This window comes from Klebsiella sp. CD33 (genome assembly GCF_051992865.1).
In the GTDB taxonomy this organism is placed as follows: domain Bacteria; phylum Pseudomonadota; class Gammaproteobacteria; order Enterobacterales; family Enterobacteriaceae; genus Klebsiella; species Klebsiella pneumoniae.
Genome location: NZ_CP197023.1, coordinates 1,323,478 through 1,348,925, shown reverse-complemented (window position 1 = coordinate 1,348,925; position 25,448 = coordinate 1,323,478). Strand labels below are relative to the sequence as shown.

Sequence of the window (25,448 nt, the reverse complement as noted above, 5' to 3'; positions counted from 1 at the left end):
GCCACACTGGAGATCATTCTATTACCAATTAAACCGTATATGAATGATACATACGCTCATGAATGGCATTATTACCTAAAGGGTAAACAACATGCCCCTAGAATTTACATTTTTGTTTTGCTATATGTATATATATACAGTGTTTATGGGAGTATTCCTAATGCCAGAGCGGTACCAGTATCCTGTCGAAGAAGGTTTTGCGGATCGTATTCACACCCCGGAAGGGGTCAGATCCCTGGTTGTAAAATCACAGCTGATGGAGTTGCTCAGGGAAATGGAGCGAGACGGCCACGATGTCAGCGGTGCGGCGGCGGAACTGGTGGCACTGGTTAATTATGTGACAAGCTCGCAGTTGTCTATGCGGGAGCTGCAAACACACCTGGATTTCTGCGCAATGCAGATCAGGCAGCAACTCAGATAGTGATTGAAATCAAAATAACGATGGGTTTATTATTACCAAAATGGTAAATTTACAACCCATTTTCCTTGTGCCATAGTGATCGGGCATCGGCAAAATCCGGTGCCGGGATTGGCGTCCCGGATTACTACAAAGGCGCATACACCGCGCAAGCGGTTTTTTTATGCGTAAAGCACAGTTATACCCAGATTATGGTGGGCTGTGTGGGGGCGGAGAAATCCGCGCCGGGTCCTTTGTAGCCGGTTACGCCAACCCTGCACAGTTCACCACCAGCGATTGGCGTCGCAGTGGTGATTACCAAACTACAAAGGTGATCGCTATGACATGCACAAAAAGTACCTCCGTTTTCTCTTTTGAATCGCAAGCTGATATCCGCGCCATTATTATTGATGGCGCGCCATGGTTTATTGCGCTCGATGTATGCCACGCACTTGGCATAGCCAATAACCGAGACGCCCTTCTTAAACTCGACGATGATGAAAAGAATACCGTCGCTTTAACCGACGGAAAACGCGGTAACCCTAATACACTGATCATCTCCGAGTCTGGCCTCTACACTCTTATCCTCCGCTGCCGCGATGCGGTGACGCCGGGCACCATCCCCTACCGCTTCCGCAAATGGGTAACCAGCGAGGTGCTGCCGCAGATCCGCAAGACTGGCCGCTACGTTCGGGAAGAACTCTCCCAGGCTGATAAAGCCCGCATGCTGGCGAAGGAGATGACAAGCAGCATGTTGCCGGCGATCATGGATGCATTGCAGGTCGAGCAGAAGCATTACACCTTCCCTCTTAACCGACGCTATCAGGATCACATCCATTCACCTGATGGCCTGCGTGAACTGGCGAAAAGCTCAATGGTGATGAAACTGCTCCGCGAACTCGATGCTGACGGGCATGATGTATCCGGCGCCGCCGCAGAGGTCACGGCCATGCTCAGCTACATTGTTGGTATCGGCACCGTACTGCGCGACATAGAGACGCATGCTCAGTACGTGATGGCTAAGGCCAAGGGTTACTGAGGCTGCAGGCGCAGGGAAGCGCCTTAAAAAGCATGATGCGTAACCTATTCATATCTATTGATATCGCGTTTTTATTGCTCTGCTCATCTTGCAACCAACAATACCTGTGGGTATATTTACCTCAACGGTACTCAACCAAATGTTGAATACTTGGTGTGCAGGTCGCGACCTGGCATAGACAGGAAACGAAACCCCACATTATGAAGAGACAGCGCACGTCTCATCCCGCACGGGAGGATCTTATGTTTAACTTTGACATGCAACTCGACCAGAACTACGCATCGTTCTACAACCCAGACAGTGGAAAGGCTGTTTTCGTTGATAGCTTTGACAATGTTGAGTTCGATGTGCGTGTAGGGACCTTGCGTGAAAGTCATCATGTAGCTACTGTGCATGCAGAAACAGATGAAGAGCTCAACTCAAAACTCAAAGATCTTGCTGAGCAGTACTTATGACTATAACAAAGCGGGCGATTCTTGATCTGGAAGCTGAGATAAATGACATCCTTGAGGAAGATTGTGCAGAGGTTAAATTTACCTTTCATGCAGCATACGAAAGGCTTAATGATCCTCGAAACAATCCCGCAATATCTCTTAATGAGCTTGAGGATGTCTTCAAGGAATTCATAAAAATTCATCTCACTACGTTACTTGGCTACCCGGAAGGAACAACTTTCACAATTAAATGCAATAAGACAAAACTGCATTTTCCTTGCTCGGTTGTTCATGACCTTAGATATGGGAAAAAATGGATAGTGCAATCAGTTGTAACCGTAATGAGGAAAGCTGATTTCAAATCCAAGGATCCTATTATCCTAGAAATTAATTAAGCCCGCCTTGCGGGCTTCTTAATGGGTGGCGTTGTGACATGTCACATTAATTCTTTTTTAGCTTCTCATCCATTGCAAATTTTGTTGCTAATCTCTCGCCATCTGATTTTAGTCTTTCCGTAAATTGTCGCTTACCCTCTTGAGATGAATTTAAATAATATATATTCGACTCAGCGATAATTGGTATGTAAGACTCGCATGATACAACCGAAGCTTTTGATATGGAATCAACACTTTCGCCTGTCTTTGCATACTTTACGGCCTGTCCTTTTATGCAGCCAAAGTATTCCATCGTATGTTTTTTAGAATCCTCCAATGTTTCTCCATTTTTAGGCTGAATCATTAAAGGTGATGTAGTATCAGCAGAAACTTTTCCAACTAAAAACATAAGAACAATCATTAATAAAATTCTGTTCATATTACTTCCCTAGCATGAACTGCGATGGTGGGATCAGAAAGTCGTTACCCTGCTCTCGTTCAACACGGCGCTGATAGCGCTCCAGTGATCCTGGGTCAAGGGCGTCTTGTATACGGTTCAGTATTAAACCATTCATTGCCGTTCTCAGCCAGAAGACATTAAGAAATGGGGTATTATCCAGCGCTGTGCGATACCAGTCCCCTAAATCAGCGTCTCCGCGCGTTGTCTGCTGGAGCAGCGTGATTATGCTGTCAGCGTTAGATGCCGCTGGCCCCATCAATGATGTCACAGGACCAGCTCCCATGCGGTTGACTTCGCCAAACATGAAGTCGCCCAAGATTCCCAAGCCGCCTCCCTGAGATGCTGCTGCGAGGAATGTCTTGGCATCTGCAGGTCTCGGTGTCTGCCCCTTAAGTAATAGCTTAGACTGCATAGAGATATATCCAAACATGGTTGCCCATACGAACAGATTTGCAGCCCCCAGGAAGGCACCTTTCCCGTTACGTAGCAGCGCATTTGTCAGCGATCCGGTTTTCGATTCACCAAGGCCAGCTGGAGTATAACCTCTACCGAACACCTCACGCCCCAGCACGTTCTGCATAAAGCTGGCAGTGAAAGATTTGTACTGCCCAGCGAAACGTACTGCCTCCCCTGCTACCGTACCAGGCACCGTACCCATCTTCATAAACGCCTGCGTGCGGTCGCCAGGCTCTGACATGGCGATGTTCAGTCGGTCAAGAATGTACCCGCGCAGCTGGCTCTCCAGAGTCTCTCTGGCGTCCGCAATAGAGCGCTCGGTGACCTTCAGGCCTTTAGACTCTACATAGTCACCGATCACCTCATCTGGAACTGCACGGATGCCACTGGTCGTCATAAATTTGCGACCCTCGCTGTCTGCCATGTCCATGCTGCGGTAGATGTTCCACTCAGCATCACCGATACCGTGCAGGTCCAGCACGCGGCGAAGATCCTCAGGCAGTGCAGAGAACTGCTGATCAGCGTTTTTCGCCAGCCAGTTGGTTATCATCATGGCGTTGCTGTTACGTCCGGATTCTGTCCAGAAGTTCATGAGGTTGTATTTGAAGAACAACTGCTGCGCGCGGCCCATCTTTCCGCTCATGCTATCATCGCCGGACATGCGGCGGATGATTTCCTGCGTCATCGTATCGGAGTAAACGCCGATGGATGACAGGATCTCCTTCTGCTCATCACTGGTATAACGGGAAAAGCGGCCCTTCATTGCGCCGGTCAGCGCCTGCATAAAGTTCTGGCCCTGATAACGCATTTCTGTCGCCGAGATCGGTACGTCGTTAAAAGACGAAATAACTGCGCCGCCGAGCTGGCTCATGCGCAGCCAGCCGCGCACATTAGCGGAGGCATTGGCCCAGCCGACACTGCCGGGGATATTCAGCGACCCATCTACCTGGGGCATCACCGTCCGATTCAGCCGACGCACTTTGGTCATGAAGTCTGCCAGCGCCGCCGGGTTGCTCTGCTTGCTCACGTCTTTTGCGATGGTGTCAGTCAGGTACTTGAACATGTTCTGCGGGTTGGTGCCCAGCACGCGCATCATGCCCGTCGTGCGAGCTGCACTGTTCAGTCCACCGAATATAGCTTCTCTCAGGCTGCCGGTCCCGAATTGCTCATTGTATTCGTGCCAGTTCACACCGTCTTTGAAGTGTAGCACGCGCTCCTGGCTGGCTCGTTTCGCCGCATTCGCAGATCCCTTGAAGCCATTCATCCAGTCAGGCTTTTCAGATGTCAGGTGAACACCGGAGGCAAGGCCGTCGTAGACACCACGCAGGAACTCTTCTCGGTCTGTGATCCCGTCAAAGGTAGCATCATCCAACCGCGGTAGAATGGCATTGCGCCAGGACTCATACCCGGCGGCACGGATTTTCAGGATGTCATGAGACTGCCGGACGATATAGCCGGGCATCTTGCCAATCCACGCACCAGCACGGTTTTCATCCACGCGCGCAGTTTCCTGCCACTTCATGATGATCTTAGCGGCGCTTACTGATTGCGGCGTCATTCCGTCCGTTTTCTGTCCGCGACCGATGCGCCACATAGCGTCAGCGATCTCCCGGTCGTTACTGCCGCTGGCAATAAATTTAACCAGTCCGGCCTGGTCGAAATCGTAGTTGATACCGGCGTGATATTTACCGCGCAGTTGGGCCACCTCAGACGATACTGATCGGCGTGAGCCGGTACGCGCGTCATTACGTCCCACCAGCATTGCTTCAAGCCCGATGTCAGGTCTGTCTTTCCAAGTCCTGCGAAGCTCGCCAAGGCGCTGCGCTGCAATGCGCGTGTTTATAGCTTTGTTGCGTGCCTCGATTACTTTTGCCAGTTGATCACGGTTGCCAAGCTCTTGCGCGGCGCGCATCGCAGCCTCTTCCAGCGTCAGGGCTTCATTTCCAGCCAAGATCCGGTTGGTTGTGTCGTTCATGTCACGTACCAGCGATTCCATTTCGTCCTCAGAAAGCTTGCGCCCTGCCGCCGTATTGACGGTCATTTCACATTGCGTCAGAAATTCGTTAGCCATTACAGTCCCCGGTTAATCATACAGGCGGCGAAAGCGCGATATGCTTTGCCGATAGAGTCGTCACTGGCCTCCGCACGGATCGCAGCAATGTTCTCACGCATTGACGCAGCCAGATCAGGATTGTCAGTGGCAATGTCGTTGAGTAGCGCGTCACTGATATTGAACTCATTTTCCAGATCGGCTGTGGCCGCTGTGATTTCATGGTCAGCCTTCTGCGTATCCTGCCACACACGATCGGCGGTTTCACTGACGGCGCGTGAACCTTCATCAGCTTGCCGCACCGGGTTCTGGATGCGCTGGATAGCACGCTCGCGTAGCGCTGGTTTGTGAAGGTCATAGAATGGCTCAATGTCAGGCGAGCGGCCTTCCATCATGTGCGCCAGCGCGCCGCGGTAAGCCTGCTGGTTTACGCTCCAGTCGGCCTCCCGCACTGCTGCCGACGCTGTACGAACGGCACCGGCGACCGGCGACATCTGCATGCTTTCGCGGATCTGCTGTGCGCGCTGGTCGATTAATGGGGCCAGGTCGTCGGGGATCTCTTTTCGTGACAGTTGCGCCTCTCTGCCGCGCGCCTGTTCTGCGGCGGCGTTGCGCTCAAGCGTCTGGTTAATTTCCTGATTACGCGCGGCGATAGTGTCTTTCTCACCCTGAATATCACGCTGTGCCCTAGCACGCGCCGCTTTGAAGTTCATACGTTGCGCCTGGTACTCTGTTGTACGCTGGGCCAGCGTAGCGTCAAGCGCTTCACTTTGCCGGTTGTTGGCCGCCAGCTCAGTGCGCAGATCGGCCACGTTGTCGACGCGCCCGGTCTGTACCTCCTGCTGACGGGCCAGATATTCCGGCACGACATCATCATAGGCGCGGCTGTAGGCATAGGCCTCTGCATCACGCGCGATTGCCGCTGACAGATCAGCGTTAGTGCCGGACTCAGGAATATTGACACCTTCCGGGATGTTGTCAGGCGTGACCACCGGCGTTGGCTGAGCATCAATGACGGGCTGAGCGTCTGCCGAGGTGGCAGGGTTTTCACCAGCGGTCGCCCTGCGGGAACGCACCACATCAGCGATCAGCCCGCCGCCTGCGTGCATCAGCCCGCCAGCCAGGGTATTAAAGAAGGTGCTCTCCAGCGCATTGCCATAGGTGAAGTCATCGCCTTCTGCTGCTGCTGCCTGTGCCGTGAGTGGCACGGTGGCAATGGCCTGTCCAGCGCCAAGCCGTGCGCCGGTAGCCAGACGCTCGCCGAAACGCCCAAGCATGGTTGCCGCCTTCGCTTCTCCACCGAACGGGACCAGCGCCAGCGCCACGTTTCCGGGATCAGCCATGGAACCGGCAAGATTTGCGGCAAAGTTAAGCGGAGTGGCTACCCATCCGGACGGGGCCGACATGGCGATCTGCTGTTTCGCCAGCGATTCCCGGCGCTCGCTGATCACATGGTCAAGATACGACTGTGTGACACCACTTTCCGGTACGTTAATGCTTTTCACGCCGTACTCTTTCAGGCGAGCATCGGCATCCGATTTGGCGACAATGGTCGAATTGGGATCATTCGCCAGCCTCTCGGCCTGGGAAAACCGATATCCTGATACGATAGGCCCTTCGTTGAACCCCTCTTTTAGTGAGGAAAGAAGAGATTCACCCAGCCCTGCCGGGGCATTCGACAACGGCTGGTTTATACCCTGCCCAGGATCATCTGTATAAATTGGCATCTTATCGTCCCGTCTGCTGGCCGTTCTGGATAATGTTGATCAGGTTGTCGCGCTGACTTTCCGCCGTGTAATTCTTCGACTGGCCAGGCCTGTACTTAACCGGCGTCTGCACGAATTTGGTCAGGCTGTTCCAGGTGGTGCGGTTGCCAGCGCCAAGTTTCGCCAGATCAGCAAACGGAACTGTTATCGGCTGCCCCTGTGCATTGTTGATCAGCAGGCCGTTCATCATCAGAGTCAGCCCTGTCTCGTCACTGTTGGTAACCCACTGCGCATTATCACGGATGCGGGAAATGCTCTGCTCGCGGTTAACCTCATCCGGCAGGCGGGAATCACCGATAAGCGGCATGATTTGATCCGCCGTCAGGTTTTTCAGGTACACATTGGCGCCGTCTCTCACGTCGCGTATATCTTGCCCAGCAGTGTTCGGAATACGCCATGTTCCGCTGGTCTGATACTGTTCGCCGAGAACATCCTGATAGGCCTTTTTCGCAGCATCGCCAGACGACATGCCACGTTGCATATAGATATAGGTCAGGCGCTTACCCTGCTCGTTGAAATTGTTCCACACGGCTGCCCCGCCAGGCTGTACAACCATCGTCCCGGCAAAGTCTTTGGCCTGGTCATTCCAAGATGAATCTGCACTGTCGGCATCGGTCTTCTCAAAACTTCCGCGGAGGTCAGAGGTTTTAACACTGCGGTTTTGCCAGAGAGCGTTTGCGGCTCGCGGGTTATTGGTCGCCATTATGACCTGCAACGCCGGGTACGCGCTTTTCTGCACCTGCTGCATAACCTGATCAGAGTATTTCCCGAATGACTGCGCCACCGACTGAATGGCGGTAACGCTTGATTCCTTATTGTTGTCGATCTTAGAAATCAGGCTATTGACCATGGAGTCAGGCAGGACCTTCTTACTGTTGATACCCAGGCGGTCTTTTTCAGCTTGTAGGCGGGAAACCAGATATTCTCCTGAAGCCTGATTGTTCTGGTACTGCTCAAAGGCGTTCTTAACCACCTGAGAGTTTGCTTGCAGCCACGTACCAGGATCAGACTCCCGCGCCTTCATCACCTGATTCAGCTTGGCCTGCGCAGTCGCATAAAGGCTCTGCTTAAATTTGAAATCCGGATCATCTTCCTTTGGCACCATCGACTGGACCGCTGCAATACCCTGCTGCGCTGAACCCTGCACGATGGTTTGATAAATCGGTTGTAGCGTCATCGCCTGCTGATACTGCTGGAATGACTCGCGCATCTGAATGCGTTCCGCCGGGCTGGCCTGCAAAGGCATCACCGCCAGCCATTCCCGCTCGGAGATCGGATTTACCGACTGCCCGGCCTCCAGCTTAGCCATGTCATCCTGCATGCGACTCTGCAATGATACGCGACCTGCCGCTGCCTGCATGTCGTACAGTCCAGCAACCTTACTCATCATCGCTGATTTGTTCTGTGGACTCATTGCATCCCAAAACGGCTGATTGATGAGATTTTCCATTGTAGCCGCTCCGGGGATGGCCGGGGCGCTGCCGGTTACTTTAGCCACATAATTGCGGGTTTCATCGTAAGGGATCGCCGCAGCGAACTGTTCATTACTGACAGCGCCAGTGCGTGGGTCGCCAAACTGCTTGATCCAGCTATCTACTGAACCTGGCCCGGCGTTGTAAGCCGCCACCGCCAGAACTGGGTTGTTGTCGTACCTCTTCATCTGAGCTCTGAAGTACGCCTGCCCAAGCTTCGCGTTATAGCGCGGATCATTCAGCCACTTATCACGGTCCCACGGCACTCCAGCAAGTCGAGCAGCTTCCGGGCCGGTATCTTCCATGACCTGAGCCACGCCAACCGCGCCTTTCGGCGATACTAGTGGAGCGCCGTCTTTCCCGTACTGGTTGCCGCCAGACTCCTGCCAGATCATAGCGGAAAAAAGCTGCGATTCACTCGACGTGTCAGTAACTTCGATCTTGCCTTCTGGTCCCATCATCTGCTGATAGGTAGGTGTATACCACGCCTCGCTGGCGCGGTTGGCAGCCTGCTCACGCCACTGAACGAAATTCGACTCGATTTCTTCATCGCTCTGCCCATGGGCTTTACCGTAGGCAATAATGGAATTACGAGCGTTCATCAGTGCTGGTGCGAACATACCAGGAGAAAGAGCCTGCTGAGAAAGTGCGCGAAGCGTGCCTTCCTGCATACCTGCCTCAAACTGACGAACCTGACCAATCTCATGGCGCCCGGCGGTCGTTGCAAACTGAATCCTCTGCTGTTGTGCCTGCTGTAGAAATGCATTTCTCGCCTGTTCATCAGGGAGGTTTGCAGCAATACTCTGTACCTGTGAATCGAACTGCTGTACGTATTCTTGGCCTTTTCCGATTGCATTTTTACCCTGGAGATTCATGAAGCCTGAGTCAGGGTTATTCAGCAAATTATTGCCAACGGCATTCAGTTGCAGTGAAGCCTCCTGAGTAAGAGCTACGTTTGCGCGCTGTTTAGCCTGGCCGAATACGTCAAGCGCCTGGCTTCCTGCGCTCAGCAGCGCATCGCCTGCGTTTGGTTGATCGAATGCCTGAAATCCCTGAGTGGAAACGCCGCGGCTTTCAACCTGACGCCCGGCGACTGTTGGTACAACTGGCATATTTTTCTCCTTATCGACCGGTTTTGGTGCCGACAGCGGCTGAGATTGGAGCGGGTTCACTCTGAGTGAAAGGATTCCATGTCCCGCCAAACATATGGTATGCACCATAGGCATTCAGCGGCGCAGTAAGCAGCGTTGTCGCCGCGCCGATAGTTCCTGAGCTTTTAGCCGCGCTGGCCTGCGCTTCATAATTAGCCGCCTGCGTCTGATATCCATATGCTTCGCGCTGAGCATTATTGACGGTCGTCAGAGCATCCAGTGCGCCAAACTGCGCCGTATCCCCGAATATATCCAGCGCAGATCCTGAGCTCATATCAGCACCAGTTGCGCCCATTATTGCCGCCTGCGTGCCCTGCCGCTGCCGGGTCTCACGACGACGCTGATCAGCCTCCGCGTTACCACGATTTATGGCGTCATTAGCCTGGGCAGTTGCGACATCAGCATTCTGCTGAGCAACCGCGGCAGTATATTTACCCTGCTGATACTGGTTATATGCAGACAGGCCGCTGAGCGCTAAAGTCGCGCCGGCGGCGATAGTCGGATCACACATCAGTTTTTCTCCATGTAAAAGCGGTGGAACGGCAGTCCGAGCACACCATACGGCGCCGGGTCTTCCAGGGTAAAACCGAGCCAGTGCAGCCACGCTTTTGCGACGTGGTTACGGGCATCGACATAATTTTCGAGATACGGATAGACGGACAGCATTGCAGCAACCACCTTCCGGCAGCGGCGCAGAAATGTGCGCTGATAGAGTTCCAGATCATCCGTGCCGACAAGCCAGGGGATCCCGCTGCCGCCAATCATTGAAGCGGGCGCCACACCAAAGACGGTGACTACGCGGCCGTTTATCAAGCCGGCACAACAGAAGGTTGATGTGCGAAGGCCGCACTCCAGAACACGGGCAGCACTCCAGCCATTCGTGGCGGCAAACTCTTCGATGTCTGCCAGGCGCACGCGGGGGATAATTTCAGCGATGTGCGCTGCGGTGGCCGGGACTATCTGAGCGTTAATCATTAAAAACCTCCCACGGTGATGCGGGGGATCACCGCCAGCACAGAAAGCGGCAGCGGGTCAGTCTGACGAATTTTTACCCGCCCATTTTTATCCCAGTTGCTGTCGAGTTTGACCTCTACTTTGCCTGTGGCGTCATCAACCGGATCGTCGTAAAACTCAAACTCGCGCTGAGGGTATTCGTACCACTGGCCGCCTGGAGTTGATGCCCAGATGCCTCGGCTGGCGTTGACCACCAGCGTCACGGAATTGATCAGCTGTTTCTTATCGAGCAGCGTCTCCTGCCCGTTAATATTGATGTCCAGGGTTTCAAACTGGGCGTTAATCGGCAGGCCGATGTGGACCACTGCGCCGGGTTTCTCCAGCGTAACGGCGCCGCCGGTGACGACTTTCTGCGGCTCTACACTGGCGTCGGACAGTACATTGACGGTCTGTCCTTCAAGGTGATCGAGTCCGGCGAATGTCTGGCGGGCCATATACCAGTTAGTGGTGGCGGTATTGCGCAGGACAGGAGGAATATTCCTGTTGGCTGTGACGGTTACCGAGTTGCCGCTTTCAACCGAAATAATGTCGCAGCGCAGCTGCATGGAAACGGCGCTACCATCTTCAGGATCGGTTCCTGTGTAGGGGAACTGGATCTGTGCGCCGACGTCTCCCGCGGTAAAATAGCTGGCCCCGCTCATCGTCAGGGTATACGGCACCTGATAACTCCAGTCCCCGCTTCCACCGGTGATAGTCGCCGCCCGGCTGCCGGTGTTGCGTCCGTCATAGGTCAGTCCGCTGTCGACAAAGAAAGCGTCAAGGTCATCGGTGAACTGGCGGCTTGCCAGCCTCTCGATATAGCGTTTCGTCTGGCCGTTGATAGTGCGGTTAACCACGAAATAGATCGCATCCTCGCTGCCTTCACTGATACCGCAAGTGCTCTCATATTTCCCGGCGCTGGATTGCGGAGACCAGGCGAAAACCTGCTGATCACGCAGATAGGTCAGCACCAGCAATTTTCCATCGTCACGCACGCAGAACGCGCTGGAAAACGGAACAATACAAAACGCCCAGTCGACAATGCTGCGCTTCTGGAAAAGGTGATTAGCGAGGATTGTCAGGTCGTTGCCCTGGAATCCATCAACATCAAACGAGTAGGCCAGATCCCGCACGACGCTGCCCTTCTCCTGGATAAAGAGCGCAATATTCGAAACCGCGATAGGAGGCACATCGCTGCAGCCGTTTGAGCCCTGAGAACTCAGGGAGAATGCAGAAGGCGTAAGCACTTTATTCTGGTCACCGGTCACAACAAACTCACCGCCGGAGGTCAGAACAACCAGCGATCCGACATCGATAAGGTGACGAATTTCGTTAACCTGCCGGCCAGCGTAGGTATAAACGATCCTGTCATCATCCTGCGTCGGGTTGCTCTTGCCGAAGTCTTTATAGTCACCGGTACGGCTGGCCCAGATGGTTTGCGGATACGCAGGGGATGCAGCGAAGTACAGCCTCTGCTGGTAGTAGACGACCGTCGCCGGATAGCCATTGACGCTGTTCCACGCATAGCGCGCCCACTTGTAGCTGGCCTTGTCAGCACCGACAACGTTCTCAGGGATACGAGAAACCACATCAGCGGTTGCAGTCAGCCCGTCACCGGCGACGGCAGTGATCCGCACAATGCCAAAACCACTATGCAGGTATTCCCACTGCACGCCTGTATCATCATCGCCGGTTCCGCCCCAGCCATCCCACGCCATACCTTCGGTGTGTGATGGGCGTAGCGTCCCGGTTTTTCCTTCGGTATTGGCGCGATAGTAGTTGCTGTCGGCGCGCCGGATATCCTCGATCGATGTGCTCTTGCTGGTTTCCCATACCGGTACAGAGTCAACGGCTGGCTGCTCGAGGTAGAACAGCTTTCCGACCTGTTCGGCGCCGAATATTGCAGAGCTCGCGGTAAGCGTGATTGTCCCGGTTGTGGCGCTGGCCCAGACAGTTTTTGACTCGTCGACGTTGATATCTTCAAACGGGCCGTTGGTAGTCTGTACGTCGACGATCTGCCAGTTGTCATGCGCATACCGGCGCAATTCTTTAGGCGGATATGACGGGTGCACGATTGTCATCACGTCGGCGCTTTGGGTGAATTTCAGGCCGAAAACATCATTTTCTGTATAAGGTGTCGCCAGCTCGTAAATCACATCGCCGGTGGTCAGCACCAGGCCGCCGTCTTTGATGACGCGCATGTAATTGTGGCCAAACTCCAGCGCATAGGTCTGCACCGTCGAAAACTGGAAAGGTATCAGGCGACATTTGCGATCCGGGTATTTCGCCGCGGCGATGAACTGCGTGCCCGGGCGGTTCTCTACCCCGCCATACTGCCGCACAATGAAGTTATCGCACTTGCGCAGCGCCACCTGATACTTGGCCATATCGATGCGGCCATAGAGCGATGGAGCAATTTCGCCACCTGAGAAGCTCGGTTGTATCCAGCTAACAGCCATCAGCACATCCTCGCTACGGTAAACGGATCGTCAGGCATTTGCGGTTCCTGCGACTCGTTCATGCTGTGAGAGCCAGCACTGAGGATGATCCGGCTATACATGCTCAGGGCGTTATTGCCGAGGTCGGCATTACCCGTGAGAACCATGTTAATAGCCGCGGCCAGGCGCCAGGATAGAGCCTCCTGGAAGATGGAATCGAACATGTTCACGTCGGTGATGCGGGCAACATACCGAAGCCAGGCCTGCGGCAGATCGGTGTAAATCAGTCGCCCCGTGCCGGCGCTGTCCGCGCCGACCACGTACTGCACGCGCATAGCAGCCGTCGGATACCGTACGCCAGGCAGCGGGATCTCAATAATACGGAGGCAGTCAGTGGGATAGGTATACGCATAATCCCAGTCCTGCGGCGGGTTGTTGGTGTCAGCCAGCGCGATATTCTTGGTCGCAAAATTCCAGTCAAAGTCGGCCAGCACAGCATCTCGAATCGACTCGTAATACAGCGAGCATTGCCCGGCTTCTTTGCTGGCTTCTTCCAGACTGTTGATGCTCCGGTTATTACCGATATTGCTCAGCGCCCGGTTGCAGATCTCAATGACAGAGGCCATTACTCTCCCCCTTCACCGTAAAGCGTCTGCGCCGCCGTCTTCTGCGCCTCACCCGAAACAGGTGCCAGCGCCATATCGGTGATTTGCAGATCCGCGCTGCGGAAAGTGCCATCGTCGCCTTCACGCGCCGAGATACCCTTAATCACTGCTTTTGCGGTGATCATCACCTCAGTGCCTACATTCTGCGGCTGCGCTTTCAGCTTGTTCAGGGTGTCATTGTTCAGCGTGATGCACAGTCCCCACGGATATTCGTCACGGGTTTTGGTCTCGCCGCTTTCATCCTGGTAGCTGTCGGTGCCGGTTTTGAGATTGACCATTTCCATAGAACGCTCCTACAAGAAAGGGGCCGAAGCCCCCTGGTTTATTCTGAGGCTCAGACGCCTAAATCTTTTCGCTTTTCGGCGATCTTCTCGCGCAGCGTTTCTGCTTTGGTGTTGTGATGAGGCTTCTCGTTAAAGAGCAACTCGTACTCTTCGCGGAGCTTATCCAGCTCGTCATCGCCACCACCGCCTTCGTTCAGCGGCTCAGGTTTAACAACAGCAGGAGCCACAACCTTTTGCGTTGCCTTAGCCTTTGCTTCCTTCGCCGCTTCGTTCAGCGGCTCCAGCGCGGATCCTGGCACCCCGTCATACTCAATCTCTGAACCCTCCGGCCAGAGGTTGTTATGGATATGGGACAGACGCAGCACGCGGTATTTTGCTTTTTCAGCTGACATCGATACCTCCTTAGCCGGTCACTTTAGAGCGGGTCGGGTACGGGGTATTCGCATCAACGTCCAGGTTGATACCGGAGGTGAACGCGCCAGCAGTCAGCGGTCCGGTGGCTACGGAGTAGTTCACACGCAGATAGCGCTGAACGCCCGCCGGTACCTTCGCCGACACAACGCGCTTACCAGCTTTAAGCGCTGCCAGAGCCAGGGCTCCGCTGTCATAAATGGTCGTCCAGGTGCTGTTGTCCGGGCTGGTCTGCAACTGCACGTTGACGGTAGCGGCACCAGCAGCGGTAGCCGTGGTGTTAACGAGAGCCCAGAACTCCAGCGGATAACCAACGCCGATATCACGGCGGGTGCCGTCGACAGGCGCCAGGTCAATCACATCAGTAGAAGCAGCAGTAGCCGTAACCGCCTGCGCTTCGGAGAACATCAACAGTTTGTCGAGGATCATCTTCATTTCTCCATTTAGCAGCCCGTTACCGGGCCGCTGGTTATAGTCAGGGGTTAAACCACGCGAGCTTCAGTTTCCAGAAGCGCATCGGTTTCACGAATCGGAACGCCGCGGAAACTGGTCCACCAATCGCCTTCAGTCTCTTTGACGCTAATCGCCAGAGAGGATTTCTCCAGAGATTGCAGGTCAAGAGCCTGGGCAACGGTGCGGTTCATGTAGAACACCGGGCGCCCCATGCCACGGTTAGGGATGCGATGCAGCGCTTTCACCATGAGCTTGGCGATGTTGGCTGCCGCAGCAGGATCGGACAGGTCGCTGATATCGATGTTCGCGATGCGCACAACGTAGCGCCAGTCACGCAGGCACAGACCGTTATCCCACTTATAGTGGGTACGGTAGCCTTCATACTGGCCGCCGCTGGCATCTTTCAGAGTCTGCTGGCCTTTATCTTCCATCTGCAGACCTGCTTTCTGGCCTTTCGGGAAGATACCGTGAACGGTGTTTTCGCCCCATACAATGAGCCAGATTGAAGTGTTATCGGTGCCAGTACCGCCGGCGTCGATAATGTTTTGCGCGTTGGTAGCCGTCAGGTCGGAGTAGCGAGAAGACAGGCCCATGAACTGCTGCGGGTTAACGCTGGAGTCGCCATAAAAAAGCGTTTGAGCCATCTGCTGATTCATCGCCTCGAGGAAAGCGCGATCTTCTGACAGCCGAAATTCAGCGGTATTTCCGTTGAGATCTGCCAGAGATTTATCAATCTCCGCATAGGTTTCCAGCATGCCAATGCCATCGGTAACCTGCACAGTGGTCGATTTGCTCGGCTGGACGCCGTAGTTGAGCAGACGCCAGGTCGCCGACGGCAGGCCAGAGCGAATGGTCGTACGATGACCGGTCGGCAGGTTGCCTTCAACGATCAGCATGTCCTGCAGGATCGGGTTGGTTTGGGAAAGGAGTTCGATAATTTTATCGACTTTCCCGTTCGGGTCGATGCGCTTACCCCAGTCTGCCAGCGTCAGCGCAGTAATGCCTTTAACAGCCATGGTTATATCCTCTCTTATTTGCCATAAAGCACTTCGGCCGCACTACGCTGACCGCTTTCTTTTCCTGTCACCACGCCATCTTCTGACATGGCTTTTCCTACTTTGACGAACGCCTTCACCAGCTCCGGGTGATTACCCAGCCCTGTGCCGTTCAGATACTCTTTCAGCGCCGGCGTGCCGAAGGTGTCCAGGGCTCGCTGAGCAACACCGAGGTTGGCCGTCAACTTATCGCCGCCGATCTCTTTATCGGCCTTCACAGTTGCTGCCCACTCTTCAGTTTGCGCCTGCCATGCTTCTGCCTGCTGCTTCTGCACCATTGGCATGATCTTCGTGCCGTACAGGTCGACCATCTTCTGAGCCTGTTCATTAGTCAGGTTCAACTCACGCGCGATAGGCTCGAATTGCTCCAGCGCTGCAGTATCAAGCTCCTGGCCTTCAGCTGGCTTGAATTCGTATTTCTCCGGCGCGCCTTCTGGCTTCTGCTCTTTGTCATCAGGCTTGTCTGCTGGCTTATCACCATCAGCGGGCTTATCGTCCTGAGGCTTGTCACCTTCAGCGCCATGCTGTGGCTTATCGCCTTCTGGTTTTTCCGGGTCAGCAGCAGGTGCGGGTGGCTCAGACGGTGCCGGTGCAGTGCCACCATCAGCAGGTTGCTCATTGCAAAGACGGCGATGCAGCAAACGTTCAAATAAATTCATGGTTACTCCTGTTCACTGGCCTCTGCGGCCATCTTCAGATACTGTTCAGGGCAGTGCGCCATGACGCGCTGGAACAATGCCAGCGCCAGGTTGCGCTGCCCCTCGTTGAAAGCAGTCACTTGCGGATCACCGGCAAAGCAGGCAGAAAACACCTTGCCCTGCTCCAGTACCCCCCAGATCACCCGGCGGCCCTGCTCGCTACCCATGACGAAACGGATATCTTCAATGTCACGCTGTTGAAGGATTTCCTTCTCGCGTGCCGATTCAGCAGCCAACTGGTCATCATCAAAATCTGTCATTGCTGGCCACCTGCAGGAGCACCTGCTGCGTTAGAAAGCGCTGTCAGTACGCTGGGATCCGCCGTCTGCGCTTCACTGAGAGTCTTGGCACCCTGAGCGGCAGCCATGCCCATAGCCACCATTTGCTGCTGTTGCTGCTGCTGAGCGCGCTGCTCGCGAACCTGCTCAACCTGTTCCTGTGGAACGATGACTGTCGGCGAGACACCGGACATCTCCGCGAATGCATCAATGGCTTGATCCACGTTGAGTTTGTCCAGCGCTTCCGGTTTGGCCTGTGCCAGCTGGCCAATGAAGCCGACGGTGGATGACAGGCTTGATAGCCCAATAGATTTCTGCGCCTGCGCCATCACCGAGATGTACTCAATGCGCAGCGGCATCCCCTGCAGGACGTCCGGCGGCGGCGGTAGAAGGTTTTTTCTCGCCATGATGGAGAAGGTGCGATCGATAAGCGGGTTCAGGCATTCGTCGTTCAGGCGCTCAAGAACAGGCCCAAGCATCAGCAACTTCTCTTCTTTCATCTCGATCACTGCTTCAACCGGCATCGAGCGGGTATTGATGTTCTGCAACATCATGAAGAGGTCGACAAAGTAGGCGCTGTTGATGATCTGCCGGGTATCCTGGATATCGGCGAGCAGGTCGGCGGTATTCGGGTTAACCAGATAGGCGGGCTTAAATCCGTCCTGGCCGGTGACCTGATCGATATAGGTGATATCGCCAGGCAAAAGGGAAACACGCTGGTTGCGGAGTGATGACGGGCCAACCATCGGCGGGTTGGTGGCCTTGTCGATCAGTTGGCTTTTGCGCTTTTGCTCAAGCTGCAGAGCCTTAACCTGACCAAGAGCGATCATTCCCGGGCAGGATGAGCCGTATACGTCCTCGCCGTTCACTTCCCAGCGCGGCGCCATAATCGGGAATTCATCGAAACCTGACTCACGCAGCAACTTATCGCTGTCGCCTCCGACCTCGTAATAAACCGATTTTATCGGCTTATTTTTGCTGTTGAGCTTGGCAGTATCGCGGTCGATGTTTGGATAAACGGCATGAATAACTTCGATCCAGCTTTCGTAGTTCCCAGAATCCCACATGCCCTTCACTGAATCGCTGACGTTATTGAGGCCAAACTCCATTACCAGCTGGCGCACCGTCATGGAGAATTTGCGGAAACAGGTGTCAACGCTGCCGCGCGCAGAGTTCGCCATGTAGTAACTGCCGATCGGAAACATCATCGTGCGGATAACGTCGCTGTCATCTTCCAGAACAGCCATAGCGCCGGTGCTGTAATTCCCCAGGCTGGCGTAAAGCAGCGGCAGCGACTGGTAGATATTGGATTTGTTGAATACTTCGTTCATGCGGCGCTGAACGACTTCAAGCCACAGTTTCACTGGGCCGTAGTCCATCATGTCAGGGTCAGGCGTTGCCAGCTTGAACCACGGGCGAGCAGGAGAAGTGATCCCCGACATCATGCCGCTCGATAGCGTGCGTGCTGCCAGGGTGGCGGTGGGATCAACAATTTTCGTATTGCGGCGGTCATCCCGGTTTACATCGGTGACCAGGAAGCGGGAGCCACGCGGATTGATGAAGTCGCTCAGTTCTCGCCAGTGCGGATCGAACGATGAGCGATCATTAGTGAGCTGTGCCTGCTGCTTTTGCAGTTGCTCTTTCAGGGTTTCCGCTGCCATCTTCCGCGCTCCAGTTACTGACCGAGCAGCGTTTTGCCGCTGGTATTTGCGGCGGAGGTATCACCCTGCGCCCCGGTCAGCAGCGTAGAACTACGCCCGGCGGCCGCACGGCGACGCCTGGTTTCTTCATCGCGGGAATCGACTACAGCCTGATCCTGTTCCTGCGGAGCCGCCTGAACTTCTGGTGCTGCAGGCACTGAAGGCTTGCTGCCAATGCACATATCGATACTCCATACGCGTTTAAATTATTACCAATTTAACCACATATGATTTATTTGTCGTAGTGTATTGACCTTTTGACGATAAATTATTACCTTTTTGGTAAACACAACATGAAAGCGCACCCCATTCCCTTCCATTGGTGGCTTTGTCGTTACTCAGATGGCGGAGTGCGCTTTCAGGTGTGAAAGCATCCGGCATATGGCACATGCGTCGATAGCGGTCCGGGGGCTCCTTGGTACATGGCCCAGCGGGTAGCCGGAATGTGCAAGCCATGCCCTGCATGCACGACAGCGACTCACCATCGTGGCGGTACGGTGTGACACCTCGGAAGAGACGAGGATGCAACGATGAGAGCATTGGCGGAAGCAACGCCTCCCTCGCCGGGTGGTCCACTGTGGTAATCAGTGCTCTCTTCGTTGTGGTGAATGCGCAGGCTGATGCGCCACTTACACAGCGTAAGTTATAAACAGCTCAATCACACGGCGTGATTGAATGCCGGAAATTACAGCACCGGCCACCACAACCCAATCACGCATCAGGACCGTGATACCCGTAGTTCCAGTGCAAGTTTGGCGGTGGCAGTTATTCCCTTTCTGACCACCGCCCTTTTTACCGGAGAAAAGTATGAATATTGACCTCGGATATTTCCAAAACGTGTTCTTCAACGTTGCCTCTGACTTTCAGATTACTTCTGAATGCATGCGTGAACCGAGTGTTTTGTACAGACCGACGCTTAGTCAGGATGGAGATAAATGGCTTGCGATATATGGCGACCTGCCAACCGGAGTTGTCGGCGTAGGTAGCACCCCAGAAGAAGCCATGCGGGAATTCAACAAAGCATGGTTAGCGCCGGTCACAAAAGCCGCCTAATGCGGCTTTACACCATGACGCCATTGCGATGACTTCATGCTGTAAACCCTGTGACACCCAGCCAAGGACGGCACTTTCCATCATCCCTGTTTTGCCCGGTTCGCCGGGCATTTTTTTGCCTGGTGACTGAGCGCAACCATAACGGTATACTCCCATAAAAAACATATGGGCTTATCATGTTAGAATCACTTAAAGAATTCACGGCATCGACATTCAACACAGCAATGAATCGCGTTAAAAACCCTGCATTCGGTGCTTTCGCAATTTCATGGTGCGCATTTAACTGGAAGCAAATACTTTATTTATTTTTTGCTGACAACGGAATTTACTACAAAATAGAATACATTTCACAAAATAGCAGTTGGTGGAACGTAATTATTTTACCTGCATTCTCGTCACTTGTTTTATGTGTTGGTTTGCCGTGGGTTAATAATGCTATAACGAAATTGCAAAGCAAGCCGCTTGACAATGCAGATTCAATTGAGAACTTCAAACAGGCGCGCATGATTCAACGCTCAACGCGATTGCAGCGCCTGAAGGCCAAGCATGATGTTACTTACGACAAGGTAAAAACTGGCGCTGAAAAGGACATTCAGTCAATGAAAGAGCAAATAACAGAGTCACAGGTAAGAATGGGTGAACTTACTAAAGAGCGTGACGATTTATCAAAGCAATTATCAGAACTGCAAATAAAATATCAAGATTATGCAAAGAAAATCATAACTACCGAGGCAAAGCTCGAAAAGGCATTAAATGAAAATAAATCTATTACTGCTGATAATAATGATTTAAAACTAATGAATGAATATTATAAAAGCATACTTGATGGCAATGTTCACCTTTCTGATGAGGAAGTAAGCGAAATAATTTCAAATGAAAAGGAAGCAATTAAAGAACGAGTCTCAAGGTGGTCAAAAAATATAAAACAAACTGATTAATTACATTATATATTTTTCCGTTTATGCCCACGGGTCGTACTCGCTGATCACGTTGGGCTGCTTGCCGCCGGCAGCAGGGAAATCTGAACGCTTCGTCACCGGGTATGCGAACGTCAGAAGCAGCGCATCGCCCTTGCCCGGTGACCGGCCCAAACGCTCTTTGATATCCTCTTTCGGCTCCATGACGATCTTGCCGTCCACCCTCACCTTGTACTCTGCCGCTGACAGGTCGTCCGCCGTCTCCTGGTCGTCAATCGCGCCGCCGAGCTTGAGCCATGTCTTACAGGCGTTGAACATCTCACCGCGCTTATTCAGCATCTGAGGATCAGCCGATGCGCCGCCGAACGGCACAAGCTGCCAGGTGCGGCCCCAGCCGTCACCTATGGACTTCAGCCCGGTACCGTAGCCGAAGTCGATAAACACCGCGTCAGCCTGGTACTGGTCCTCAAAGTCGGCGATACGCTTCGCCATAATCAGATCGTCGGTGGTCTTGTTGCCGGTCCACAGCACTTTGCTGTGCAGCCCCTGGCGGAGATAAATCACTGCATCATCCACGCCGGAATATGCCGGGTCGACGCCGATTATCCGCGGGGCGTGAGCCACCTGTGCCGCGGTAACCATGCGCTTCATCGCCTCGTCTGTCAGCCCAGTAGGGATGAACTGCAGCTCTGATGCATCAGGGAAGATCCCGCGCACGCGGACCTTCACAAAGTCGCTGTCCTCGCCGTAGTCGTCCACCCATTTCTGCAACTGCTGCTTGTTGGTGCCTTCGACGGTGCGGCTGTCGATCTGCGCGCACTTCCAGCGGTGCTTGTATTTGCGGAAGCACTCCCGGAATCGCCCGGTGTTGCGCGTTGGGTTACCGAACGCTACCCAGATAATTTCTGTGTCCTCGTCCGTCAGCGCGCCCTCGGCAACCTCCCACACCAGATCGGCAATATTGGAGGCCTCATCGAATACGACGATGATGCGCTTACGCTCGTTGTGGAGGCCGGCGAACGCTTCGGTATTGTGCTCAGACCATGGGATTGCGTCAGCGCGCCAGCGTTTGTCGTGGCCTGGATCGTTGCTGTACATCGCCGTAGCGGTGCAGGTAAACCAGTCTTTGTTGATGGCAAGGTTCGACCATTTGATGATTTCCGGCCAGGTCTTCGTGCGCAGCTGGTTGTCGGTGTTGGCGGTCACCACCACCTTGCAATCCTCGCAGGTTGACATGCCCCAGTTAATCAGCATCGAGATGAACGCAGATTTGCCGATACCGTGACCGGATGCACGGGCCAGCATCAGCGGCTGATGGCGTGTTGCCGGGTTCTGGAGGTGCTCGCCTATCTCGCGGAATGCGTCAGCCTGCCACTGTCGCGGCCCGGAGGCGTGCGCCAGTTCGGTGCCATCCTCCCCCCACGGGAACGCATACAGCGCATATCCCAGCGGGTCATGGGTGAAGCTGGCGATATCGTCGATCAGCTGCTCTTCCGGGGATAAAGCGGCGTCTGTCACTGGTCACCACCCTGGCGCTCTTTCAGGCGGCGCCGGGCGGCGGCCATGCGGTCGGCAATGGTAACGTTCACGTTAACTTCCATGCGCTCTTTGAACGCGTTAACGTCGACGTGCTTACCGATGAGCTCGAGGTTTTTCACCTTGTCGGGCCATTTCACCTTCTTCAGGATATGCTCGACATCCTCAACAGAGAGATCCGCCTCGCCATTCTCTTTTTGCAGAGAAGCCTGGGTCGTCTTGATGGTAGCGATATCCATAGCACTGAGAGAGGTACGCCAGACCTTCGGCCATTCAGCGATCGGCTTCATCCCGCCGTCATCATTCAGGATATCAAGAACGTCCATCTGGTCTATTTCCACCAGGCGCAGCAGGACATAATCAGCGCTGACGCGCAGGCGCTTGTTGCGCTCCTCCATGAGCTCAGCAATTCGTTTCTGGATACGCGCATCGCGCATGTTCTGGCTAGCGAACTTTCCCGCTGTGTTTGGTGAGTACCCGGCGTTAATTGCCGCCTGAGTCTGATTCTCAGGGCATTTCACATACTCCTGGCAATAAGCCTCCTGCTGGACTGTCAGCGGCTTGAACTGCGTTGATTTGCGCTTCGGATCCTTTGGCATGGTAAACACCCCGAAAATAATTACCTTTTAGGTAATAATACCATGCCACCAGCGATGTTACATGATCGGAATATCATCATCACTCACCCACCCGGCCCGGTTTATCAGGTAGGTAACGACTCCCCGCACTTCAACATCGTCCAGGGCGTCCCCCTCCAGCGCCTCACCATCATCAGTGATAAGCGCCTGCCCGCGGACAACAGCGAATTCAGTTTTTCCTGCATACGCAATAAGGACATGATCACCCTGCTTTGGCCGGCGGCAGACATTGACGATGGCATAACCGGCGGCAGTCTCTAGGGCGCGACAGTTGGCGTCATACTGACAAAGGCGGGAAACGGTTAGCGTTTGCTCAACGTAGTCTGCGGCAGGTGATGGAAACCCCATGATGACCTCACATAAAAAATACTGTATATTTAAACAGTATAATCATGCGAGGATTTAGTCAACCTGCCGTGACATGTCACAGCGGTAGTTTTGTTTCGTGCCAGCCAAGAGTGGCCCAGCATTGAGAGTCACCAGAGCACGGGCATGATGCCACCGGCAGTTGATCGCCGCACTTGCCACAGCGCCGTTTGCTGATGGCGTTAATCCGGCCGCGCACGCGGGCATCATCCTGGCGGATCAGCAGCGCGATGTACTCGGCCATTTCGTAGGGATCGCGACCAGGGCGCCGGGCGGCGCAGTTACGCGCCAGCATCTCCATTTCCTGCTCGTCAAGCACCACCTCAAACTTGCGCTCACCGGCGGCGGACTGCCGCGCGCGCTGCGCGGCTTTGCGTTCTGCGGGGGATTTACTCACTTCTCTCCTCCCTTGGCGGAGCATCCATTATGACGCGCTGCATGCGTCGGACGCATGCCATGCGTACCTTGCGTGCTATCTGTTCGATCGCTTTTGCTGGCTTTCCGACTATTTTACAGAAAATTAAATTAGGCAGCATGACCGTAAAAACGTACCGGTTGAAGGTCATGGCTTAACCTCCTGCGGCGCTGCTGGCAGCGCATCGTGTCCAAGTCCTTTATCAGTGAATGAAATAACCACTTTTGTCGGATCTGCACATTGAGGAGCCTCTCCGTGCCTGAACAAAACGAAACTCATGCCGTGCATTTCTGCCAGTTTTTCAGCCTCGACTTGCCAGTTATCCGAAGTTGCCGGAGAATTGCCGTCTTGCGCCGGAGAAACGTGGTTTTGCGCCGGACAGCAATATGATTGCGCCGGAGAGTTGCCCGCATGCACCGGACATGGCCAGCGCAGCGAACCGTCACCGCTGGGGCACGTGCAAACAGGAGCTACCGGCGAGAGGTCCATTGCGGCCAGCGATTGACGAATGAGAGCCTCTAACTGCCTGTCAGTGGCATCACAGCCGCCATCTTCATCAAATTGTGCAACCCATTCTTCCAGTTGCTCTCTGGTTATGGTTGATTTGGTCATTTCTTTGCTCTCCTGCGGCGTTTGGCGTTTCGGCGTTCTGCAGCCTTCCCTGTATGGCGATTTGAAACCGGATATGATTGCGGGCGAAGCTCGCAAATGGTTCTTTCCCATGCCACAGAAGCTGTACCTATCGAGGCAAGTGCCATCGCTATTGCTATTGATGATTTACGCATCACTCAGTCTCCACCTTGATGCCAGCGACGGAAAGCATCTCTTCCACATCTGCGCGATCGTAATAATCTCCATCAGAGTCGTAATGAGCGTGAGCGCTGCAATATGCGCCGCCCTCAATGCTCATTGCTTTTGGTAGTTTCACGCTGCGGGACTCTAACCGAGAAATCCGCTTCTGCGCCTTCTCCAGCTTTTCGCTGTTAGCCTCAGCTGTTTTTCTCCACGTTGCGCAAATACGTTTCTCTGATTCAAGTGCCTCTACCAGTTCAGCGCCAGCCGCTTTCCATAAATTCCACATGAGGTTGTAATCCCTGCCAGATAACGTGCTGTTACGGTATCCATCAGGAGTGCGCAGACCTTCCAGCGTTATCTTGGAAATGCAGATTTGAGTAATAACCCACGCTTCGAATTTCTCTCTCTGCGCCAGTTCGGTGATATCAGTCATCGGAGTTATCCTCGCAGCAGTAGTGAGCGCCGTCCGGGTCAGTACTTTTGAAACCGCAGATATCACACTCAATTTCGTCATGGGCTTCTTCATCGCATTCGTGACTTTCCGGATCGTCGGCTTTGTAATAACCGCCGCACAAGGTGCAACGAACATCAGGAACTTCATCGTAATTCGTGGTCCCGGTGATCATTTGGCCCCCTCGCGCAGCGAATCCGCCAACCATTGCAGATTCATAATCTGAACGGCGATATTGCTGAATTTTTTCTCCAGGTGAACGATAGCCTTCTCAACCCCGCGCGCCTCGGCTTCGGCTACGATGCGATCGGTTGCGGGGGTTTCGATATCGTCGAATGCATCGAAAATTACATCCAGTAAAGCGCCCTGAGCCTGCATATCAGCTTTTGCCATATGGCCATGTCCGCCACCAACAAGACTGCTTTTAATTTCGTCGAGTGTGTCTCTATACGACTTCAGCGTCACATTCTCCGCAGCCAGCTGCACATGTGCTTTAGCCAGCTTCAGGAACTTCTGCTCTCTGATCGACAGCTCGCCTGCGCTCTCCAGGGAAGCGATGATCTCGTTTACTGTTTCGATGTTCATGCCGTCACCCACTCGATCATCATGCATACGCCCCAGGTCACAGCGACTACTGCAACCCAACCGGCAACATCGACTGCAGCCGCAAACCAGCGCAGTGTGTATTTGCTGTAGCAATCTG

The 25,448-nt window shown here is 54.0% G+C and carries 29 protein-coding genes and 1 pseudogene; 7 read left to right on the top strand and 23 right to left on the bottom strand.

Annotated elements, in window-relative coordinates:
• Positions 1–124 precede the first annotated feature (124 nt).
• From ACR809_RS06740 to ACR809_RS06720, 5 genes are all read left to right on the top strand, one after another.
• The gene (locus tag ACR809_RS06740; protein WP_122051643.1) at positions 125–421 is read left to right on the top strand and encodes a hypothetical protein; all 297 of its coding nucleotides are present in this window, start codon (positions 125–127) and stop codon (positions 419–421) included.
• Between the two features lie 65 nt (positions 422–486).
• Entirely contained in the window at positions 487–657 is a 171-nt protein-coding gene (locus ACR809_RS06735) for an ash family protein (protein WP_371329752.1), read from the top strand.
• Between the two features lie 80 nt (positions 658–737).
• Positions 738–1,436 (top strand): BRO-N domain-containing protein, encoded by a 699-nt coding sequence (locus ACR809_RS06730; protein WP_122051135.1) that lies wholly within the window; start codon positions 738–740, stop codon positions 1,434–1,436.
• A 242-nt stretch (positions 1,437–1,678) separates the two neighbouring features.
• On the top strand, positions 1,679–1,891 hold the full coding sequence (locus ACR809_RS06725; RefSeq protein ID WP_025860592.1) for a hypothetical protein: 213 nt from the start codon (positions 1,679–1,681) through the stop codon (positions 1,889–1,891).
• Complete coding sequence (locus ACR809_RS06720; RefSeq protein WP_048293155.1) at positions 1,888–2,265, top strand: hypothetical protein; 378 nt, start codon at positions 1,888–1,890, stop codon at positions 2,263–2,265. Before ACR809_RS06725 ends, ACR809_RS06720 begins: the two co-directional genes overlap by 4 nt.
• A 46-nt stretch (positions 2,266–2,311) precedes the next feature.
• Here ACR809_RS06720 and ACR809_RS06715 read toward each other — a convergent pair whose 3' ends face one another.
• The 16 genes from ACR809_RS06715 to ACR809_RS06640 are packed head-to-tail and all read right to left on the bottom strand — an operon-like array spanning position 2,312 to position 18,756.
• Positions 2,312–2,683, bottom strand: coding sequence for a hypothetical protein (locus ACR809_RS06715; RefSeq protein WP_122051134.1), 372 nt, complete (start codon positions 2,681–2,683; stop codon positions 2,312–2,314).
• A gap of 1 nt (position 2,684) precedes the next feature.
• Positions 2,685–5,231 (bottom strand): hypothetical protein, encoded by a 2,547-nt coding sequence (locus ACR809_RS06710; RefSeq protein WP_122051133.1) that lies wholly within the window; start codon positions 5,229–5,231, stop codon positions 2,685–2,687.
• The gene (locus ACR809_RS06705; RefSeq protein WP_122051132.1) at positions 5,231–6,937 is read right to left on the bottom strand and encodes a hypothetical protein; all 1,707 of its coding nucleotides are present in this window, start codon (positions 6,935–6,937) and stop codon (positions 5,231–5,233) included. The genes ACR809_RS06710 and ACR809_RS06705 overlap by 1 nt, the downstream gene beginning before the upstream one ends.
• A gap of 1 nt (position 6,938) precedes the next feature.
• Entirely contained in the window at positions 6,939–9,560 is a 2,622-nt protein-coding gene (locus ACR809_RS06700; RefSeq protein WP_122051131.1) for a transglycosylase SLT domain-containing protein, read from the bottom strand.
• A gap of 10 nt (positions 9,561–9,570) precedes the next feature.
• On the bottom strand, positions 9,571–10,110 hold the full coding sequence (locus ACR809_RS06695; protein ID WP_110236389.1) for a virion core protein, T7 gp14 family: 540 nt from the start codon (positions 10,108–10,110) through the stop codon (positions 9,571–9,573).
• On the bottom strand, positions 10,110–10,574 hold the full coding sequence (locus ACR809_RS06690; RefSeq protein ID WP_122051130.1) for a hypothetical protein: 465 nt from the start codon (positions 10,572–10,574) through the stop codon (positions 10,110–10,112). The genes ACR809_RS06695 and ACR809_RS06690 overlap by 1 nt, the downstream gene beginning before the upstream one ends.
• Positions 10,574–13,051, bottom strand: a complete 2,478-nt coding sequence (locus tag ACR809_RS06685) for a hypothetical protein (RefSeq protein ID WP_122051129.1) — start codon at positions 13,049–13,051, stop codon at positions 10,574–10,576. Before ACR809_RS06685 ends, ACR809_RS06690 begins: the two co-directional genes overlap by 1 nt.
• Positions 13,051–13,656: a hypothetical protein gene (locus ACR809_RS06680; protein WP_023339246.1), complete on the bottom strand. Its 606-nt coding sequence runs from the start codon at positions 13,654–13,656 to the stop codon at positions 13,051–13,053. The genes ACR809_RS06685 and ACR809_RS06680 overlap by 1 nt, the downstream gene beginning before the upstream one ends.
• Complete coding sequence (gene gp10, locus ACR809_RS06675) at positions 13,656–13,979, bottom strand: capsid staple protein (protein ID WP_108993143.1); 324 nt, start codon at positions 13,977–13,979, stop codon at positions 13,656–13,658. The genes ACR809_RS06680 and gp10 overlap by 1 nt, the downstream gene beginning before the upstream one ends.
• A gap of 50 nt (positions 13,980–14,029) precedes the next feature.
• A complete protein-coding gene (locus tag ACR809_RS06670; RefSeq protein WP_004152442.1) occupies positions 14,030–14,371 on the bottom strand; it encodes a hypothetical protein in 342 nt (113 codons plus the stop codon).
• A gap of 10 nt (positions 14,372–14,381) precedes the next feature.
• The gene (locus ACR809_RS06665; protein ID WP_020953461.1) at positions 14,382–14,819 is read right to left on the bottom strand and encodes a Bbp16 family capsid cement protein; all 438 of its coding nucleotides are present in this window, start codon (positions 14,817–14,819) and stop codon (positions 14,382–14,384) included.
• A 53-nt stretch (positions 14,820–14,872) separates the two neighbouring features.
• Positions 14,873–15,859 carry a major capsid protein gene (locus ACR809_RS06660; RefSeq protein WP_048982556.1) on the bottom strand — a complete coding sequence of 329 codons (987 nt, stop codon included), beginning with the start codon at positions 15,857–15,859 and terminating at the stop codon, positions 14,873–14,875.
• A 14-nt stretch (positions 15,860–15,873) separates the two neighbouring features.
• A complete protein-coding gene (locus tag ACR809_RS06655; protein ID WP_122051128.1) occupies positions 15,874–16,557 on the bottom strand; it encodes a peptidase in 684 nt (227 codons plus the stop codon).
• A gap of 2 nt (positions 16,558–16,559) precedes the next feature.
• Positions 16,560–16,856 carry a Bbp19 family protein gene (locus ACR809_RS06650; protein ID WP_042632452.1) on the bottom strand — a complete coding sequence of 99 codons (297 nt, stop codon included), beginning with the start codon at positions 16,854–16,856 and terminating at the stop codon, positions 16,560–16,562.
• Positions 16,853–18,535 (bottom strand): portal protein, encoded by a 1,683-nt coding sequence (locus ACR809_RS06645; RefSeq protein WP_122051127.1) that lies wholly within the window; start codon positions 18,533–18,535, stop codon positions 16,853–16,855. The genes ACR809_RS06650 and ACR809_RS06645 overlap by 4 nt, the downstream gene beginning before the upstream one ends.
• Positions 18,536–18,549: 14 nt before the next feature.
• The gene (locus ACR809_RS06640; RefSeq protein WP_004141368.1) at positions 18,550–18,756 is read right to left on the bottom strand and encodes a hypothetical protein; all 207 of its coding nucleotides are present in this window, start codon (positions 18,754–18,756) and stop codon (positions 18,550–18,552) included.
• Positions 18,757–19,381: 625 nt separating this feature from the next.
• On the opposite strand from ACR809_RS06640, the gene ACR809_RS06635 reads away from it, so the two are divergent.
• A complete protein-coding gene (locus tag ACR809_RS06635; protein ID WP_162992525.1) occupies positions 19,382–19,627 on the top strand; it encodes a hypothetical protein in 246 nt (81 codons plus the stop codon).
• 176 nt (positions 19,628–19,803) lie between these two features.
• Positions 19,804–20,565: a hypothetical protein gene (locus ACR809_RS06630; protein ID WP_122051124.1), complete on the top strand. Its 762-nt coding sequence runs from the start codon at positions 19,804–19,806 to the stop codon at positions 20,563–20,565.
• Positions 20,566–20,586: 21 nt separating this feature from the next.
• On the opposite strand, the gene ACR809_RS06625 is transcribed toward ACR809_RS06630, so the two are convergent.
• The 7 genes and pseudogenes from ACR809_RS06625 to ACR809_RS06595 form a co-directional block, all read right to left on the bottom strand.
• Positions 20,587–22,062, bottom strand: a complete 1,476-nt coding sequence (locus ACR809_RS06625; RefSeq protein WP_440310707.1) for a terminase — start codon at positions 22,060–22,062, stop codon at positions 20,587–20,589.
• The gene (locus tag ACR809_RS06620) at positions 22,059–22,679 is read right to left on the bottom strand and encodes a terminase small subunit (protein ID WP_101984309.1); all 621 of its coding nucleotides are present in this window, start codon (positions 22,677–22,679) and stop codon (positions 22,059–22,061) included. The genes ACR809_RS06625 and ACR809_RS06620 overlap by 4 nt, the downstream gene beginning before the upstream one ends.
• A 57-nt stretch (positions 22,680–22,736) precedes the next feature.
• On the bottom strand, positions 22,737–23,066 hold the full coding sequence (locus ACR809_RS06615; protein WP_122051123.1) for a hypothetical protein: 330 nt from the start codon (positions 23,064–23,066) through the stop codon (positions 22,737–22,739).
• 76 nt (positions 23,067–23,142) lie between these two features.
• Positions 23,143–23,481 (bottom strand): hypothetical protein, encoded by a 339-nt coding sequence (locus ACR809_RS06610; protein ID WP_122051122.1) that lies wholly within the window; start codon positions 23,479–23,481, stop codon positions 23,143–23,145.
• A 165-nt stretch (positions 23,482–23,646) separates the two neighbouring features.
• Positions 23,647–24,111 (bottom strand): hypothetical protein, encoded by a 465-nt coding sequence (locus ACR809_RS06605; RefSeq protein WP_122051121.1) that lies wholly within the window; start codon positions 24,109–24,111, stop codon positions 23,647–23,649.
• Between the two features lie 172 nt (positions 24,112–24,283).
• Positions 24,284–24,550 (bottom strand): annotated as a pseudogene (locus ACR809_RS06600) (ead/Ea22-like family protein); the annotation flags it as partial.
• Between the two features lie 366 nt (positions 24,551–24,916).
• Entirely contained in the window at positions 24,917–25,330 is a 414-nt protein-coding gene (locus ACR809_RS06595; protein WP_122051119.1) for a hypothetical protein, read from the bottom strand.
• Positions 25,331–25,448 lie beyond the last annotated feature (118 nt).

Bases quoted from the DNA above. Each gene is read 5' to 3' on its own strand.
- ACR809_RS06740 (WP_122051643.1), top strand. From the start codon at position 125: ATGTATATATATACAGTGTTTATGGGAGTATTCCTAATGCCAGAGCGG.
- ACR809_RS06730 (WP_122051135.1), top strand. From the start codon at position 738: ATGACATGCACAAAAAGTACCTCCGTTTTCTCTTTTGAATCGCAAGCT.
- ACR809_RS06725 (WP_025860592.1), top strand. From the start codon at position 1,679: ATGTTTAACTTTGACATGCAACTCGACCAGAACTACGCATCGTTCTAC.
- ACR809_RS06720 (WP_048293155.1), top strand. From the start codon at position 1,888: ATGACTATAACAAAGCGGGCGATTCTTGATCTGGAAGCTGAGATAAAT.
- ACR809_RS06715 (WP_122051134.1), bottom strand. From the start codon at position 2,683: ATGAACAGAATTTTATTAATGATTGTTCTTATGTTTTTAGTTGGAAAA.
- ACR809_RS06710 (WP_122051133.1), bottom strand. From the start codon at position 5,231: ATGGCTAACGAATTTCTGACGCAATGTGAAATGACCGTCAATACGGCG.
- ACR809_RS06705 (WP_122051132.1), bottom strand. From the start codon at position 6,937: ATGCCAATTTATACAGATGATCCTGGGCAGGGTATAAACCAGCCGTTG.
- ACR809_RS06700 (WP_122051131.1), bottom strand. From the start codon at position 9,560: ATGCCAGTTGTACCAACAGTCGCCGGGCGTCAGGTTGAAAGCCGCGGC.
- ACR809_RS06695 (WP_110236389.1), bottom strand. From the start codon at position 10,110: ATGTGTGATCCGACTATCGCCGCCGGCGCGACTTTAGCGCTCAGCGGC.
- ACR809_RS06690 (WP_122051130.1), bottom strand. From the start codon at position 10,574: ATGATTAACGCTCAGATAGTCCCGGCCACCGCAGCGCACATCGCTGAA.
- ACR809_RS06685 (WP_122051129.1), bottom strand. From the start codon at position 13,051: ATGGCTGTTAGCTGGATACAACCGAGCTTCTCAGGTGGCGAAATTGCT.
- ACR809_RS06680 (WP_023339246.1), bottom strand. From the start codon at position 13,656: ATGGCCTCTGTCATTGAGATCTGCAACCGGGCGCTGAGCAATATCGGT.
- gp10 (WP_108993143.1), bottom strand. From the start codon at position 13,979: ATGGAAATGGTCAATCTCAAAACCGGCACCGACAGCTACCAGGATGAA.
- ACR809_RS06670 (WP_004152442.1), bottom strand. From the start codon at position 14,371: ATGTCAGCTGAAAAAGCAAAATACCGCGTGCTGCGTCTGTCCCATATC.
- ACR809_RS06665 (WP_020953461.1), bottom strand. From the start codon at position 14,819: ATGATCCTCGACAAACTGTTGATGTTCTCCGAAGCGCAGGCGGTTACG.
- ACR809_RS06660 (WP_048982556.1), bottom strand. From the start codon at position 15,859: ATGGCTGTTAAAGGCATTACTGCGCTGACGCTGGCAGACTGGGGTAAG.
- ACR809_RS06655 (WP_122051128.1), bottom strand. From the start codon at position 16,557: ATGAATTTATTTGAACGTTTGCTGCATCGCCGTCTTTGCAATGAGCAA.
- ACR809_RS06650 (WP_042632452.1), bottom strand. From the start codon at position 16,856: ATGACAGATTTTGATGATGACCAGTTGGCTGCTGAATCGGCACGCGAG.
- ACR809_RS06645 (WP_122051127.1), bottom strand. From the start codon at position 18,535: ATGGCAGCGGAAACCCTGAAAGAGCAACTGCAAAAGCAGCAGGCACAG.
- ACR809_RS06640 (WP_004141368.1), bottom strand. From the start codon at position 18,756: ATGTGCATTGGCAGCAAGCCTTCAGTGCCTGCAGCACCAGAAGTTCAG.
- ACR809_RS06635 (WP_162992525.1), top strand. From the start codon at position 19,382: ATGAATATTGACCTCGGATATTTCCAAAACGTGTTCTTCAACGTTGCC.
- ACR809_RS06630 (WP_122051124.1), top strand. From the start codon at position 19,804: ATGTTAGAATCACTTAAAGAATTCACGGCATCGACATTCAACACAGCA.
- ACR809_RS06620 (WP_101984309.1), bottom strand. From the start codon at position 22,679: ATGCCAAAGGATCCGAAGCGCAAATCAACGCAGTTCAAGCCGCTGACA.
- ACR809_RS06615 (WP_122051123.1), bottom strand. From the start codon at position 23,066: ATGGGGTTTCCATCACCTGCCGCAGACTACGTTGAGCAAACGCTAACC.
- ACR809_RS06605 (WP_122051121.1), bottom strand. From the start codon at position 24,111: ATGACCAAATCAACCATAACCAGAGAGCAACTGGAAGAATGGGTTGCA.
- ACR809_RS06595 (WP_122051119.1), bottom strand. From the start codon at position 25,330: ATGAACATCGAAACAGTAAACGAGATCATCGCTTCCCTGGAGAGCGCA.